Source organism: Bartonella sp. AA78NXGY (genome assembly GCF_042197005.1).
In the GTDB taxonomy this organism is placed as follows: domain Bacteria; phylum Pseudomonadota; class Alphaproteobacteria; order Rhizobiales; family Rhizobiaceae; genus Bartonella.
Genome location: NZ_JBHIRI010000008.1, coordinates 13,874 through 29,485, shown reverse-complemented (window position 1 = coordinate 29,485; position 15,612 = coordinate 13,874). Strand labels below are relative to the sequence as shown.

The window sequence follows — 15,612 nt, the reverse complement described above, 5'->3', positions numbered from 1 at the left end:
GCTGTTTCGTAAAATGATGTTATTGACTATTTCATGCGAGGTTGGTGTATCTGTTAAAATACTTTTTAGGAATGAGCTTAAGTGTTAAGGGGGAGTACAATATTAAGAGTTCGTCAAAAGTATAATGATAGCGGCTTGCACTTTTATTAAGTGTAAAGAGAGTAATGTTCATGTTTATATTTTACGGGGCTTTTACGTTATGTCATTCACGGGTGCCGTTGTGAAATGGAGTTGGGTGCATTGAGAAATGTTTCTCAAAAAAGTGTGCGAATTCATAATATAATGGTATTTTCTATTTTCATGAAAGAATTTGTTTTGCATGAGGGGTACCATTAAGAACGTATTAAACAAAATCATGAGTGTAATCTTTATTATTGATAAAATTATCTTGAAAGATAATCACTTTTCTTCGATTTTGAGTGGGCATGGGAATATTAAAATAAATCAAACGTTTTTTATCTTCAGTGAATTAAATTCAGCTAAAGAAGTATTTATTACATAATAATATGAAGCCATTTATTTTTATAAGCGGCGTGTGCAGGAGGGAACATTGCTTCTTTAGAGTGTTTGAAGGGATAAAAAATTGTGAGCTTTAAACTTCTATCGGAAAGAATATAAAAAAGCCCAGTACTCTGGGCTTTTTTGTTAAAATCCTTGTTTGTTAACATTAAAGGTTAATGAATATCGTCTCCTTGTAAATACCCTTTTTTGCGAGCATCTGGCATTAAGAGAACAGCAATGAATGCAATAATCATCATGCCGGTTATATAAAAATAGAAGACAGATTCATATCCAAGATCTTTTAATCCAAGTGCGACATATTCAGCAGAACCGCCAAACAGTGCGTTGGCAATAGCATAAGAGAGCCCAACTCCTATTGCTCGTACTGAAGCAGGAAACATTTCTGATTTTACAATGCCAGAGATAGATGTATAAAAGCTCATAATGCAGAGCATTCCAGTAATGACTGATAAAGCAATCCATGTACTATCAGTACTACCAATCATATTAAGTCCAGGAATGGTAAAGATAATAGATAAGACACTCCAAATAAGGAGTGAAGTTCTTGTTCCAATTTTATCTGCAAGAGCACCAAAGAGGGGTTGGAGTAACATGAAAACAAAGAGTGCAGCTGTCATGATTGTTGTGGCTGTATGTTTATCAAAGCCAGTGGTTGTGATCAGATATTTCTGCATGTAAGTCGTATAGGTGTAGAATGTGAGCGATCCTCCAGCTGTAAAGCCAATAACCAGAAAGAAAGCTTTTCGGTGGTTGCTCAGAAGTCCCCTAATACTACCAGCTTGTGCACTAGAACGACTTTCTTTGGTCGTTGTCTCATGGAGTGTGCGGCGTAGATAAATCGCAACAATTGCGCCGCATCCACCAATGGCAAATGGAATACGCCAGCCCCACGCTTTTAGCTGATCTTCGGTGAGATAAAGCGCTAAAATGAATATAACGAGACTGGCTAGAAGTTGACCTCCAATCAGTGTGGTATATTGGAAAGAGCTAAAAAATCCGCGGCGATTTTTGAGGGCGATTTCGCTCATATAAGTTGCTGTTGTACCATATTCACCACCGACAGAAAGCCCCTGAAGCATTCTGAGTAAAAGTAAAAGAATTCCTGCTGCCATTCCAATGGTTTCATAGGTAGGAAGTAGGGCGATTAAGAACGAACCACCACACATCATAAAAACAGAGATAAGCATTGAGCGTTTGCGTCCGTAACGATCGGCAATGAAGCCAAAAAGCCATCCGCCGATTGGGCGCATAAGAAAACCAATAGCAAAAACACCCGCCGCTTTTAAAAGTTGCGTAACGTCATTGCCATCTGAGGGAAAGAATTGTGATGCAAAATAAATAGATGTAAAGGAATAAACATAAAAGTCATACCATTCTACTAGATTACCTGATGCACTGGACACGATAGCCCAGATACGTTTTCTTGTATCATGTGGTTTTAAAGCTTCTTGTTTTTCCATAGTCGATCCCTTTATTTGATGTTCATCCATCTTTGTTCATTTATGTCATTTTTTTAGAAGCTGTCTATAGTATTTTATCTTTTGCATCAAAAATTTAGTCAGATCATGATAATTTCTTGTGTAAGATGTTTTTGGAAAAAGATTTGAATTATGTTTGTACGGATTTTACAGTTTTTATTTTCTATAATAAGAAGAATCGGACATAATACCCTCATGAAATCATATCTTGCTCTTTTATCTCATGTTTTAAATCAGGGTATTGATCGGACAGATCGAACGGGTGTTGGAACGCGATCTATCTTTGGGTATCAGATGCGCTTTGATTTACAAGCAGGATTTCCGTTGTTGACAACAAAGAAACTACACTTACGTTCAATTATTTATGAACTTTTGTGGTTTCTTAAAGGCGATACAAATATCGCTTGGTTGAAAGAGCATGGTGTGTCAATTTGGGACGAGTGGGCTGATGAAAAGGGAAATCTTGGTCCTGTTTATGGTTATCAGTGGCGTTCTTGGCCTGCTCCTGATGGACGCCATATTGATCAAATTAACAATCTTTTAACAATGATTAAGGAAACGCCAGATTCTCGTCGCTTGATTGTATCAGCTTGGAATCCTGCATTAATAGAGGAAATGGCGTTGCCTCCGTGTCATTGTCTTTTTCAATTTTACATTGCGGAGGGGAAATTATCTTGTCAACTTTATCAGCGTTCGGCGGATATTTTCTTAGGTGTTCCATTCAATATTGCATCCTACGCATTGCTAACGATGATGATTGCGCAAGTAAGCGGTCTTAAAGTAGGCGATTTTATTCATACTCTGGGAGATGCTCATCTTTATTCTAATCATTTTGAACAGGCAAAATATCAATTGTCTCGTAGACCAAATGCTTTGCCATGTATGCGCATAAATCCAGCGGTAACAGATCTTTTTTCTTTTCAATTTGAGGATTTTGAGTTGCTTAATTATGAAGCACAACCCCATATTAAAGCGCCGGTAGCAATATGACGATTTCCATTTGTTTAATTGCTGCTGTTGCAGAAAATGGTGTTATCGGTCGTGAAGGTGTAATGCCGTGGCATTTATCAACGGATTTGCAACGCTTTAAAGCTTTGACATTGGGTAAGCCCATTGTTATGGGGCGAAAAACTTGGGATTCTATTGGGAGACCTTTACTAGGGCGTACAAATATCGTTATTACACGTGATTGTACCTTTTGTGCTGAAGGGGCTGTTGTTGCTCACTCTTTATCGCAAGCTTGTTCTCTTGCAACAAATGTTGCTTCTCAAAATGATGTAGAGGAAATTTTTATTATTGGTGGTGGTGAAATTTTTCAACAAGGGTTGCATATGGCTGATAAAATATTCCTTACAGAAGTTTTAGCTTCTATAGAAGGTGATAGTTTTTTTCCTGTTTTTGATAAAGAAAAGTGGACTATTGTGCAAACACAAGATATTCCAAAAGGGGATAAAGATAGTCATCCGACACGTTTTGTTGTTTATGAGCGGAAATAATTTTTTGTAATATGAAGTGGAAGGGTTTATCAGTTGTATTGTAATGAGGTAAGAGACACCCTATAAGATCAAGCAAATGGTTGGTGTTCGAGTAGTGGTAATCAGTTAAAGAGGTGATAATGCCCTGGACAAATCAAAATGGTGGTGGCCCGTGGAGTGGCGATAAAAACAGTGGTGACAAAAAAACACCAGCTAAGAATCTCTTTGGTTCTGGTGGCGGTAATGGTGGCGAAAATGGTCCTAATCTTAATGAAATTTTGCGCAAAGGGCAGGATCAATTTAAACAATTCGGGAGAAGCAGTTTTTCTGTTTTATTCCTTCTGCTTATTGTGTTTTTTTGGCTATACCAGTCAATTTATATTGTTCAGCAAAATGAACAAGCGGTAGAGTTGCGCTTTGGCATCCCTAAAGAAGGCATTATTGGTGATGGGTTGCATTTTCATTTTTGGCCAATTGAGACCTATATGAAAGTCCCTTTAACGGAAAAAACAATCGCGATTGGTGGGAAGCCCGGTCAGGCGCAACAAAGTGATGGTTTAATGCTTTCGAGTGATCAAAATATCGTTAATGTTAATTTTTCCGTTTATTATCGGATTTCATACCCTAGTCAGTTTTTATTCAATGTGAATGATCAAGAGGGAACTGTCCGCCAAGTTGCTGAGAGTGCAATGCGTGAGGTCATTGGTTCGCGGCCGGTTGATGATGTTTTACGTGACAAGAAAGAAGAAGTTGCTAATGACGTTAGAAAGATTATTCAGTTGACTGTGGATAAATATCAACTTGGTGTCGAAATAAGCCGTGTTTCTATCAGTGAAGCTGCTCCTCCGACAAAGGTTGCTGCTGCGTTTAATTCTGTTCAGCAGGCGGAGCAGGAACGTGGAAGAATGATTGAAGAGGGGAATCGTGTTCGTTTTACGAAAATTGGTTTAGCAAATGGTGAAGCTTCACGCACACGGGAAATCGCAAAAGGTGAAAAGGCACAAATGGTTGAAGAGGCAACAGGGCGTGCTGAACGTTTTCAGGCGATAGCTCGAGAGGCTGCGATTTCACCAGAAGCTGCTCGCTACCGTCTCTATATGGAGACGATGGGGCGAATTCTTTCTTCACCAAATAAGCTGGTTCTTGATCAGGCAAATTCTCCAGCGGTGCCTTATTTACCTTTGAATGAATTGTTGCGTAGCAAGTCATCGGAAAAAGTAAAGGCAACAGCAGCGCGTCCTGCGTTACTCTTAGATTCTCGTATTTCTGGAGGAGATTAATTATGCAGCAATCTCGCTTTTTGTTTGTTTTTAGTGCTATAGTGTTTGTTTTGATGATTTTGTGGATGTCCGTATTTATCGTCTATCCTCGTCAACAAGTAGCAATTAAGCGTTTTGGACAAATTGTTCAGGTAGAATCTAATCCTGGAATCTATTTCAAGGCGCCCTTTATCGATAAGATGATCATTGTTGATAATCGGTTATTGCGTTACGATGTTCCTACACAATCTGTACAGGTTCGTGGTGGTGCGTATTATGAGGTGGATGCGTTCTTTATTTACCGTATTACAGATCCTAAGTTGTTTTTACAGCGCATTGCTTCTGGGCGTCCACAAATTGCGGCACGTGAAAACCTTGCACCACGGTTTATTGACGCTTTGCGTGCTGTTTATGGTAAGCGAGAATTTAAAGCAGCCTTATCGGATGAACGAGGCGCGATGATGGCTGAAGTACAGAAGCAATTTTCTGTAGATGCAGGCTCGTTGGGTATTACCATTGTTGATGTGCGTATTCGTAAAACCGATTTGACTGATGCTGTTTCAGAAGATGTTTATCGGCAAATGGCAGCTGAACGTGAAGCTGCTGCGGAAAATATCCGGGCTCGTGGTCAGCAGGAGCGAGATCGTATTGTGGCAGAAGCTAATCGTGAATATGAAGAAATTGTAGCAGCTGCAAAGCGTGATGCTGAAATTACCCGTGGTGAAGGTCAAGCTGAAAGTATTCGTCTTTTATTGAATGCGAGGGAGGCTAATCCGTCTTTTTACGATTTTTGGTTGGCGATGGAACAATACAAGAATTTAGAGAAAACACCGATGGTGATTTCTCCAAATGAGGATTTCTTTTTCTATTTTCGTAATCCGCCGCAGGCAAATAAAGCATTCTTACCGACAATGAATACTGGCCTCAGTAAAACTGATCCAAAATCGGGAGAGAATAGATAAAATAATGGATTGCAGATACGAGATTTTGCATGAAAAGAATGATCTGTGACCATTTTCTTTTATGGTAAAAGTGGTAGAGAGTATCGAGCCGTGCTGGTTTTACGTAGATAAATTTAGTGGGGCTCTTTGCATCTTTGATTAAAGGCATGTCATGGATAGAAGTGTCGTGAGTAAAAATACGTTTTTAAAGTTTTTTATCACAAGAGTTGTTTTTTGTGTGACTTTGTTTCTATCAGGATCAGTGAGTTTGTCTTGGGGAGCCGAGACAAGCAAGGCATTGCTTTCTATTCCTGATTTAGCTTCTGAGCTTTTGGAAACAGTTGTGAATATTTCCACGGCGCAGACTGTTGAAGGAACAGAACAGGATGCAAACACCTCGGTACCCGTTATCCCAAAAGATTCATTGCTGGAGGAATATTTCAGTGATTTTTTTATACCCAAGGATGGTCAAAAAGATAGTCAATTTCAAAAGGTGCGTTCTTTAGGCTCTGGTTTTGTGATTGATGCGCAGAAAGGGATTATTGTTACAAACTATCATGTTATTGTAGATGCTGATGATATTGAAGTTAATTTTACGGATGGTACAAAACTAAAGGCAAAGCTTCTTGGAAAGGATAGCAAAACTGATTTGGCGTTGCTTCAAGTCGATGCAGGAAGTAAAAAATTAAAAGCTGTGCGTTTTGGTGACTCAGAAAAAGCACGTATTGGTGACTGGGTTATGGCTATTGGTAATCCTTATGGTTTTGGTGGAAGTGTGACGGTTGGTATTATTTCTGCACGTAACCGTGATCTTAATGCTGGTCCCTATGATAATTTTATTCAAACAGATGCAGCAATTAATCGGGGAAATTCTGGTGGGCCGTTATTTGATAGAAATGGTGAAGTCATTGGCATTAATACAGCAATTGTTTCACCTTCGGGAGGATCTATCGGTATTGGATTTGCTATTCCATCGGATATGGCTCTTTCTGTTATTAATCAATTGCGTGATTTTGGAGAAATAAGGCGTGGTTGGTTGGCTATTCGTATTCAGCCGGTAACAGAGGATATTGCAAAAAGTTTAAAATTGGACAATGCTGTGGGAGCATTGGTGGCTGGTAAAATAGAACAGACGGAAGAAAATAATGTAGATAATAGCCAGTTACAAACTGGAGATGTTATTCTTTCCTTTGGTAATTCCAAAATTAAGCATGCACGTGATTTGCCGCGTTTAGTTGCAGAAAGTTCAGAAGGAAAAGTGGTGGACGTTACTATTTTACGCAATGGGCAAGAAGCAACAGTAAAAGTTAAGCTTGGACGTTTGATTGAAACAGATCCAAATGAAGATACAGAAGAAGTTGATGATAAAAAAAATCAAGATTTGTCGAAAAACGTGACAATGCAATTTATGGGAATGACGTTATCTGAACTGACAGAGGATTTGCGTCATCGTTATTCAATTTCAGATAAACTTCGAGGACTAGTGGTGACATCTGTTGCACAAAATAGTGCAGCGGATAAAAAGCGTATTCGCGTTGGTGAAGTGATTGTTGATATCAATCAGAGTTCTATCACAACAATTGATGAGGCTAAAAAACGTATTCATAAATTACGTGAAGCTGGACGCAAAAATGCTCTATTTATTGTAGCACGTCCAGATGGAGAGTTACGGTTCGTAACGCTCCTAATGGATTGATCCTTAAAAAATTATTTTTTGTTTTTTATCAGCCTTAGTGTGTGGGATATTTTGCAAGTCAGCCATGTGATGTCCGATATTTCTCAAGCTCATTTCACGATAGAGAGCATGGGGTGTGCAATATAAAATCTATTGGAAATCATTATATCTTTATGCTGAATATCAAAGTATAAATTGGTGTCATCATAGTATTTTTCAGTTCTCAATATTGTAACAGCCTAGACTTTGAAATGCTGCATAAGAGATATTGGTACACCTTTCTTAAGTCCATTTTTATCTCTGCTTGTGATGCGCAAGTAAATGGTATTAATATGATGCTTTATGAGGCTCTTATTATAAACCGGCGTAGCATGCTATTTTTATAGGAAAAAATAAAGCTATTTGATTGTATAGATTAAACTTAGTATTATTTTCATAAATGATGACAAAGAGTATATTTTTAATGGCCTTAACGGACAGAATTATTATAGCTGTGGTTTGTTATTGAATTATGATAGCAAAAAATGCTTGGAAATTCCTTTGGTGTTGTTATTAAGTCCATTTTTTCTTTTTTATAAGTTTCATAAGGGGCTTTGTCTTAAGGGGAATTTGTGTTCGTATTTTTGTTTGAAGTATTTACTCTATGATAATGGAGAGAAAATACAGGAAGGCTTTGGGGGTGTCTGCATGTTGCAATAAGTTATTGATTGGGAGAAATTGCTATTCATGACACAGAGAACAGTTACATTAATAGCAGGGCCAACGGCAAGTGGGAAGTCAGAACTTGCCTTGCAAATGGCTCAAGAAAAAAATGCTCTCATTATTAATACTGATTCAATGCAGGTTTATGATGTTTTAAATATTTTAACGGCACGGCCGAGGGAGGCTGACACCGCGATTGTTCCCCATTATCTTTATGGTCATGTGAGTCCTACTTTGAACTATTCAGTAGGGCAATGGTTGTGTGATGTCGAGAAGCTATTGGCTACTTTTTCTTTAAGATCAGTTATTTTTGTTGGTGGAACAGGACTTTATTTTCGTGCTCTTTTAGAGGGGATTTCGGAAATCCCTCATGTTCCAGATGTTGTGCGGCAGAAGTGGCGTTTGCTGCTTGATAAAGAGGGACCTGAAAGTCTTTATCGCCAGTTGTTGCAGATTGATGCTGTTGTTGCTGAAAAAAATTCTTCGCACGATAGACAGCGTATTGTACGTGCTTTGGAAGTTTATGATGCAACCGGTAAGTCGCTCAGTTGGTGGCAGAAACAAAAAACAACACCTCTCATTGCGCCAAATTTGACCGAAAAAATTCTTCTCATGCCACCACGTCCTCTGCTTTATGAACGTATTCATAAACGCTTGGATTCTATGATTGAAAGAGGAGCTTTAGAAGAAGTGGTGGCTATGAAAAAACTTAAACTTTCCCCTTCATTACCAGCAATGAAGGCTATTGGTATACCTGAGTTTATGGCTTATTTGGATGGATATAGAAGCTTTGAGAGTGCTCTTGAAGCGGTGAAAATACAAACGAGGAGATATGCAAAAAGACAAATGACATGGTTTCGTAATCAATTTGATGAAGAATGGATGCTTACTTTTTGATAAAAGAGTTAGAGCTTTGCAAAGAAACTTATCGAAAGATAAAAGATAATTCGTGAAAAAGAAATTTTTTAGAAAATATAATTTTTTATTGACGAATGGTATCAATGGAATTAGAAATCTCTCTACAAGGAATTTTTTATATATTTTATACGTTGGAATAATGGGGGTAATCATACAGTATGTGTTGTGTAATGGGCTCCTTTGGGGTTTTTTTTTATGGGCTCCGTTAGGGGCTTTTTTATTGTCCTATAAAGTAGGTGAGTGGGAAAAATGAGAAATGATCCAAGAAAGCAAGAGAGTGCAGATGGAAAAATAATGTCGGGCGCTGAAATAGTGGTTCAAGCTCTTATAGATCAAGGCGTTGAACATATTTTTGGTTATCCTGGTGGGGCTGTTTTGCCTATTTTTGATGTTCTTTATCACCAAGATACACTCCAGCATATTTTGGTGCGCCATGAACAAGCCGCAGGGCATGCAGCTGAAGGCTATGCACGCAGCTCAGGGAAGGTAGGGGTTATGCTTGTGACTTCTGGTCCAGGGGCAACGAATGCTGTTACACCTTTGCAAGATGCTCTTATGGATTCGATACCTCTTATTTGTTTTTCTGGGCAGGTGTCAACAACGGTGATTGGAACAAATGCTTTTCAAGAGGCTGATACAGTTGGAATTACAAAGCCTTGTACGAAGCGTAATTGGCTGGTTAAAAATGTCAATGATCTTGCGGCTATTATTCATGAAGCTTTTGCTCTTGCTCAATCAGGTCGTCCTGGGCCGGTTTTGATTGATATTCCTAAGGATGTTCAATTTGCTTCAGGATTTTATAGAGCACCTCAAGTTCAGGAATCTTTACATTCTTTTCCATCGTTGAAAGGGAATACTAAGGCTATTGAATCTGCCGTTTCTCTTTTAGTTGAGGCAAAACGCCCTATTATTTATTCTGGTGGTGGTGTTATTTCATCGGGGATGAAAGCTATACAGCTTTTACGTAATTTGGTTCAATTGGGGGATTTTCCGATTACTTCAACATTAATGGGACTTGGTGCTTATCCTGCTTCCGGTAAAAATTGGCTTGGAATGCTTGGAATGCATGGAACCTATGAGGCTAATATGGCCATGCATGATTGTGATGTCATGTTAGCTGTTGGAGCACGATTTGATGATCGTATCACCGGGCGCCTTGATGCATTTGCACCTCATGCGCGTATTATTCATATTGATATTGACCCTTCTTCTATCAATAAAATTGTAAAAGCAGAAGTTCCAATTATTGGTGATGTGGCTTGTGTTTTAGGAGGTATGACACAACTCTTAAAGATACAGCAACCAGCGTTTAACAGTGAAGTCCGTGAGGCGTGGTGGACGCAAATTAACCGTTGGAAGGCTCGTAATTCATTGGCATATGCGGAGAAAAAAGATGTCATTATGCCGCAATATGCTCTTGAACGGCTGTATGCTTTTACCAAAGATGCGAATGCTTATATTACAACGGATGTCGGGCAGCATCAGATGTGGGCAGCGCAGTATTATCATTTTGATGAACCAAAACATTGGATGACTTCTGGTGGTCTTGGAACGATGGGGTATGGTTTACCTGCTGCTATAGGTGTTCAAATAGCGCATCCTGATGCGCTTGTTGTGTGTATTTCTGGTGATGCCTCCATTCAGATGAATATTCAAGAGCTTGCAACAGCTATTCAGCATGACACACCGGTGAAAATTTTCATTTTAAATAATCAGTATATGGGAATGGTCCGCCAGTGGCAGCAATTGCTGCATGGTAATCGTCTTTCTCATTCTTATACGGAATCTATGCCTGACTTTGTGAAATTGGCACAAGCTTATGGAGCCGTGGGAATTCATTGTTCAAAACCCGATGAACTTGATGATAAAATTCAGCAGATGATTGACTGTGATAAGCCTGCTCTTTTTGATTGTCGTGTTTATCATTTAGAAAACTGTTTTCCTATGATCCCATCGGGATGTGCTCATAATGAGATGTTATTACCCGATGAGGCAAGCGAAGAAGCTATTGCAAATGCTATTTCTTCCGAGGGAAAGATTCTTGTATAAAATGAATATGTTAACAAAATGGTGAAGGATGGTGATGATGAAGTCTTTGGAGTCTTCATCTCTGTCTCTTCTTTGTGGAGAGTTTCTATTATCCTTAGAGCTCATTTTATGATTTTCATTCTTTGTTTAAAGACATGGGGTGTATTATTATTTGTTCATCTAAAAAATGTTATAAGTCGTGTGCACAATTATGTTTGAATTTATTTGTACGCGATGTTTGTTTTTTTAATTCATATGTTCACATTAATAGCTATTTCGTTGCATTTTTTAGATAATACATTGAATTATCTGTTATAAATTAATTATGTTGTCTCATATATGAATGATTTCATCGTGCAAGAAAAAAAGCCACAGTGCTTGAAGGGTGCAACCATGCAAGCCGTCGTACTTGTGAAAACAATAGAAAAGTTTGTTACTATGTTTTGGTTTTGCATTATGAAATTACTCCAAATAGCTCTTTCAGGGGCTTGATAGGAAAATCCCCTAGCGGTTTGAAAGGAAGGGAAAAAATAACAAAAATCAAATGCAGCCATAGAAAACCAATAGGTCACCATAGCTTATAATCAGGTATGATTATGCGGGAGAAACCTATACATATGAGATGTATCGTCAATATATAAACCAGAATAATACTCAACATCATATCATTATCAGGATATTAACATTGAAAATTAAATACTCTTTCTTTTATTTGTTCTATATATCTATGATTCCATAAATCTGCAGACACAAACACTCTTTGAATCCACCGCATTGGATTTTCATAACTATCAAATGATCCAAAAAATTTATCTCTAGAGTGTAGGGTCATTCTGTTATCAATGTATAATAATCTTTCTGGTTGTACATCAATTCCAAAAGATACAGCCTTAATAGCTTCATAAAAATGATCTGAAGCTTTCTTGGCTTTTTTGACTGTGGCTCTAACATGCCTAGATAAAAAACAGCGCTGATATCTGGGAATTCACCGTCCCCTTGAACTAGGGGCACTTTACTTGTAGAGGTTACCCCATTTTTTCTCCATCTATAGGGAACATTAATTATATATAAATTATCCCTTAAGCTCCTCAAATCCTCCTCACTTAAAAGTTTTAAGGCTAGACGTGCATCAGATATTCTCGTTAACGGGCCATCAACACCATTGCGAATACCAGATAAAAGTATCACCTTTAGGAGATAAATTTAAATCCGTTATAAATTTTAGTGCAGCATTTTCATATGAAAATCTAACTCAACTTCAGATCCTAATCCTGTATAATCTTTTTTATTATCCTCTAAAGGAACTAGGTTATTTACTATATGTTCGCCTTCAAACTTAATTGAATAAGGCTCTCCGATCAATAAAGAAAACATTATAATTAAATTTTCGCTAATAGAGCCACTTTTACAAGACACATCTAAATTGTAAGGATTAGGTGACATAATTAATTTGTTTATCAACAGGAAGGTTTTCAAAGATTAAATATGGTCTAGGGGTAATAGACACCTTTTGGTTCATAAGAATTGTCAATATTCTATGTGGGAGCAGCGAAAATGCTATTTTTTTTAGCTTAACCGAATATTCAATACCACCGTATGGATCATAAATAACATGGTCTAAAGCCTCTCAAAGTTTGTCTCTTTCGACATTGCTCAACTAAAAAGTATTTTCCATTTATCATTATAATTTCCCCAATTATATTTCCCTACTTTTTTATTAAAAAAGTGAAAAAACAATAATTAAAATCAGCTATGTTAGTAAATAAGTGTCTGTAAAATCTTGGATTAATCCAAATAATGGTGGAGTAGTAATAATTGCGATTTGATTTACAGATATTGCTAAACCCAGAGAAAACACAACGCTTTCTTTCGGTTTAAGAGTCTACAATATAAGCAGCTCAAGGGCCATACCATTCCATTCCCAAAAAACTAACCAAGCAGATAAAATAGTTAAATAAATTATGGATCCACTCATGCTCAAAATTAATATTAAAAATCCAAAAACGATTGCAATCATGCAAAACAAGACAGGAAAAAATCGTCCTTTTCTACAATGATCACTCCACGCTGCTAAAATAATTCTTCCTAAGGCACCAGAAGCCTGTGAAACAAAAAATAAATAAGCACTTTTATCTAGAGACAGGTGATAGATTCTATAAAAATAGATCGTTATAAAAATAGTTAAAACATATTGAACGATCACAAGTGAAACGCTTGGAAAAATAATATTCTTCATATGAGGCGCAGCCAACATTGCAAGACGAGATCTTACATTTGCATAGAACGAAATTCTTGCCTTGCTTTCTGGAACGATAGTGATAACTTTTGCTGGTGAGTGATAAAAATAATAAATATACATCCACCTAAAAAAGAAACTATGGTACCGACCAAAAACGCACCTTGTATGCCATAGACAAGGGCACTCGCAGGAATAACTATACCCAGCTAATGCCCTCTACCTAATGGTAGCCCCGCCTGCCTTATTCCCATTGCAAATCCGCGTTGCGATTGTGGAAACCATGAAGAAACGGATTTAGCACTACCGAGTTGAGCAGAACTATAAATCCCCCTACAATTAGCAAACAAACCAAAAGGGAAATATAGTTATCTGCGATTGCTCCCAACAAAAGAACGACAGAAACGCCAACCGCGCCAACTCCAATAATATAGTGCTCGTTAAACTTGTCTAGTAATTCACCAGCTACAAGTAATCCAATAATAGGTAGGAACTGCGCTGCTGAAGATAGTAAACCTATCTGAGAATCACTAAGCGAGAAATCCTTCTTAAAAAATTCAGCTAAAGGACCAATCCCTTGAACAAAGAAGCAGGCTGATGCTTGAGCGATAGTGGCAACAAGCAATATAATCCATCTATAATAATTTTTTCCTATAAATTTATTATTGCTCACTCCGCCCCCCTCCAATTAAATTGTATTCCAATGAAGTAGCCTTTTTAATAATGCTTGCAACAATAAATTAGGTATTTTATGCTGATTACATAAAAATCTGTCAATACAATTGGTATTAATATGAAAGCTAAGGAATATGCTTCATTTAAGGAAATAAGCTATTATGTGTCGTGCAAATTTGATACGCTAGCGATATAAGATAAATTTTACAAACATTGGCTCAGCCGGCATTAAGTGCTCTTTATAAAAGACGCTATATTTTGGCAAGCTTTTTCAATATAATTCTCAAAGCTTTCTTCAGTCACATAGCCCAGATGCGGTGTGCAAAGAACTCTATCTGATTGCAATAATTTGCTCTCATATACTGGCTCGCTGTCATAAACATCCAGTGCAAAGTAAATTGAATTTTCCAAACTTAGTATTTTTTCTATCGCCCCTTTTTCAACCAAAGCTGAACGCGCTGTGTTGACAAAAATAGCATGAGGTTTCATGCTCAATAGATCATCTAATTTTATGATTTCTCTGGTTTTATCGCTTAAACGTAAATGGACGGATATAACGTCAGGACGTGTAAAAAATTCATCTTTTGAATGCGTAAAATGATAACCTAAATTTTTTGCTTCTTGCGTTGAACGCTCGCTCCCATAAACCAAAATGGACATGCCAAAAGCTTGAGCATATTGAGCAACCATTTTACCAATACGGCCAAACCCGAATATTCCAAGAGTAGCCCCTTTCATTTGGTTGCCAAATGTTGTTTGCCATCGTCCTTTTTTCATATCAGATACAGATTTACAGAGTTTTCTACGCGCAGACATAATTAAGAGCCACGCAAATTCAGCAGCAGAAGTTGGATCTCCACCACCGTCTAATATTTCAATTCCTAAGTCTCTACAAGCTTCTATATCAATATGTGAACCTATAGGGCCTGTTTGGCAGATTAATTTTAAATTTGGCAGTTTCAGGAGAAGATTTCTATCAACTATAGTCCGCTCTCTGATTAAGATCAGAATATCTATCTCTTTGAGCCTATCTTCTAAATCATATTCTTTAGCTAAATTATTTATAACCAGCACTTCATGCGATTTCATTAATTTTGTAATAGACTGTAATGGTAGAGTGGCTTTTTGATAGTCATCTGGAATTAATATTTTCAATTTAAACCTTCCGTTTCATTCATCAATATTTGAGCTCATTATTTCATTTCTAAAACAACCAAAAAGCAATCTCATCGCTGATATTTTGATATAACACCAAGCCTATTAACAAATTATACCCCTTGATTTATTGTTATTTCTAGCAAATAAGAATAGTATTAATCAGTTAGTTTTTATAAACTTTAAAACATTGCGACAAAAAGAAAAAGTTTAACTCAATAGATGGAGAATTGCGCTTTTCTCATATTCTAGAGGACGAACCTGAAGTGCTACGCTGGACTGAAGCCATGTCCCAGTTTTCTATAATAGACTACCAAGAAGGCCATACTTACAAACCATATTTTATTGTTGAAACAGAAAAAGCTACATATTTGTGCGAGATAAAGCGTGCTTCATATAAGTGTGATGTCTCTCTTTATTCGTTGAGATATCACTTATTTGTAGCATGAAGAGTAAATTTATTAAAATCATGATAAGAGGGAGATAGGAACTTTATAGGTGTATCATCATAGGATTAAGTCGTTTTGTTGAGAGCTATTTCTATTTTT

General features: G+C 37.3%; 12 protein-coding genes. 7 read left to right on the top strand and 5 right to left on the bottom strand.

Annotated elements, in window-relative coordinates; genetic code table 11:
• Nucleotides 1–674: 674 nt before the first annotated feature.
• Nucleotides 675–1,982: an MFS family transporter gene (locus tag ACFINL_RS05785; RefSeq protein ID WP_375612016.1), complete on the bottom strand. Its 1,308-nt coding sequence runs from the start codon at nt 1,980–1,982 to the stop codon at nt 675–677.
• A gap of 213 nt (nt 1,983–2,195) precedes the next feature.
• Here ACFINL_RS05785 and ACFINL_RS05780 point away from each other — a divergent pair, with 213 nt between their 5' ends.
• The 7 genes from ACFINL_RS05780 to ACFINL_RS05750 all read left to right on the top strand — a co-directional run bounded on the left by ACFINL_RS05780 (nt 2,196) and on the right by ACFINL_RS05750 (nt 11,019).
• Entirely contained in the window at nt 2,196–2,990 is a 795-nt protein-coding gene (locus ACFINL_RS05780) for a thymidylate synthase (protein ID WP_375612017.1), read from the top strand.
• The gene (locus tag ACFINL_RS05775) at nt 2,987–3,496 is read left to right on the top strand and encodes a dihydrofolate reductase (protein WP_375612018.1); all 510 of its coding nucleotides are present in this window, start codon (nt 2,987–2,989) and stop codon (nt 3,494–3,496) included. Before ACFINL_RS05780 ends, ACFINL_RS05775 begins: the two co-directional genes overlap by 4 nt.
• A 119-nt stretch (nt 3,497–3,615) precedes the next feature.
• Nucleotides 3,616–4,755, top strand: a complete 1,140-nt coding sequence (hflK, locus tag ACFINL_RS05770; RefSeq protein WP_375612019.1) for an FtsH protease activity modulator HflK — start codon at nt 3,616–3,618, stop codon at nt 4,753–4,755.
• 2 nt (nt 4,756–4,757) lie between these two features.
• The gene (gene hflC, locus ACFINL_RS05765; RefSeq protein WP_375606990.1) at nt 4,758–5,696 is read left to right on the top strand and encodes a protease modulator HflC; all 939 of its coding nucleotides are present in this window, start codon (nt 4,758–4,760) and stop codon (nt 5,694–5,696) included.
• A 151-nt stretch (nt 5,697–5,847) separates the two neighbouring features.
• The gene (locus ACFINL_RS05760; protein ID WP_375650967.1) at nt 5,848–7,371 is read left to right on the top strand and encodes a Do family serine endopeptidase; all 1,524 of its coding nucleotides are present in this window, start codon (nt 5,848–5,850) and stop codon (nt 7,369–7,371) included.
• 705 nt (nt 7,372–8,076) lie between these two features.
• Nucleotides 8,077–8,949, top strand: a complete 873-nt coding sequence (gene miaA / locus ACFINL_RS05755) for a tRNA (adenosine(37)-N6)-dimethylallyltransferase MiaA (protein ID WP_375650963.1) — start codon at nt 8,077–8,079, stop codon at nt 8,947–8,949.
• A gap of 270 nt (nt 8,950–9,219) precedes the next feature.
• Nucleotides 9,220–11,019: an acetolactate synthase 3 large subunit gene (locus ACFINL_RS05750; RefSeq protein ID WP_375650959.1), complete on the top strand. Its 1,800-nt coding sequence runs from the start codon at nt 9,220–9,222 to the stop codon at nt 11,017–11,019.
• A 1,200-nt stretch (nt 11,020–12,219) separates the two neighbouring features.
• Here ACFINL_RS05750 and ACFINL_RS05745 read toward each other — a convergent pair.
• The 4 genes from ACFINL_RS05745 to ACFINL_RS05730 all read right to left on the bottom strand — a co-directional run bounded on the left by ACFINL_RS05745 (nt 12,220) and on the right by ACFINL_RS05730 (nt 15,064).
• Nucleotides 12,220–12,441, bottom strand: coding sequence for a hypothetical protein (locus ACFINL_RS05745; protein ID WP_375650954.1), 222 nt, complete (start codon nt 12,439–12,441; stop codon nt 12,220–12,222).
• Nucleotides 12,442–12,880: 439 nt separating this feature from the next.
• Entirely contained in the window at nt 12,881–13,357 is a 477-nt protein-coding gene (locus ACFINL_RS05740; RefSeq protein ID WP_375650949.1) for a hypothetical protein, read from the bottom strand.
• Between the two features lie 121 nt (nt 13,358–13,478).
• On the bottom strand, nt 13,479–13,907 hold the full coding sequence (locus tag ACFINL_RS05735) for an MFS transporter (RefSeq protein ID WP_375650945.1): 429 nt from the start codon (nt 13,905–13,907) through the stop codon (nt 13,479–13,481).
• Nucleotides 13,908–14,137: 230 nt separating this feature from the next.
• Nucleotides 14,138–15,064 (bottom strand): D-2-hydroxyacid dehydrogenase family protein, encoded by a 927-nt coding sequence (locus ACFINL_RS05730; protein WP_375612025.1) that lies wholly within the window; start codon nt 15,062–15,064, stop codon nt 14,138–14,140.
• Nucleotides 15,065–15,612: the final 548 nt, after the last annotated feature.

What these genes read in the sequence shown, in the direction of transcription:
- ACFINL_RS05785 (WP_375612016.1), bottom strand. Translation starts at nt 1,982, where the DNA reads ATGGAAAAACAAGAAGCTTTAAAACCACATGATACAAGAAAACGTATC.
- ACFINL_RS05780 (WP_375612017.1), top strand. Translation starts at nt 2,196, where the DNA reads ATGAAATCATATCTTGCTCTTTTATCTCATGTTTTAAATCAGGGTATT.
- ACFINL_RS05775 (WP_375612018.1), top strand. Translation starts at nt 2,987, where the DNA reads ATGACGATTTCCATTTGTTTAATTGCTGCTGTTGCAGAAAATGGTGTT.
- hflK (WP_375612019.1), top strand. Translation starts at nt 3,616, where the DNA reads ATGCCCTGGACAAATCAAAATGGTGGTGGCCCGTGGAGTGGCGATAAA.
- hflC (WP_375606990.1), top strand. Translation starts at nt 4,758, where the DNA reads ATGCAGCAATCTCGCTTTTTGTTTGTTTTTAGTGCTATAGTGTTTGTT.
- ACFINL_RS05760 (WP_375650967.1), top strand. Translation starts at nt 5,848, where the DNA reads ATGGATAGAAGTGTCGTGAGTAAAAATACGTTTTTAAAGTTTTTTATC.
- miaA (WP_375650963.1), top strand. Translation starts at nt 8,077, where the DNA reads ATGACACAGAGAACAGTTACATTAATAGCAGGGCCAACGGCAAGTGGG.
- ACFINL_RS05750 (WP_375650959.1), top strand. Translation starts at nt 9,220, where the DNA reads ATGAGAAATGATCCAAGAAAGCAAGAGAGTGCAGATGGAAAAATAATG.
- ACFINL_RS05745 (WP_375650954.1), bottom strand. Translation starts at nt 12,441, where the DNA reads ATGTCACCTAATCCTTACAATTTAGATGTGTCTTGTAAAAGTGGCTCT.
- ACFINL_RS05740 (WP_375650949.1), bottom strand. Translation starts at nt 13,357, where the DNA reads ATGTATATTTATTATTTTTATCACTCACCAGCAAAAGTTATCACTATC.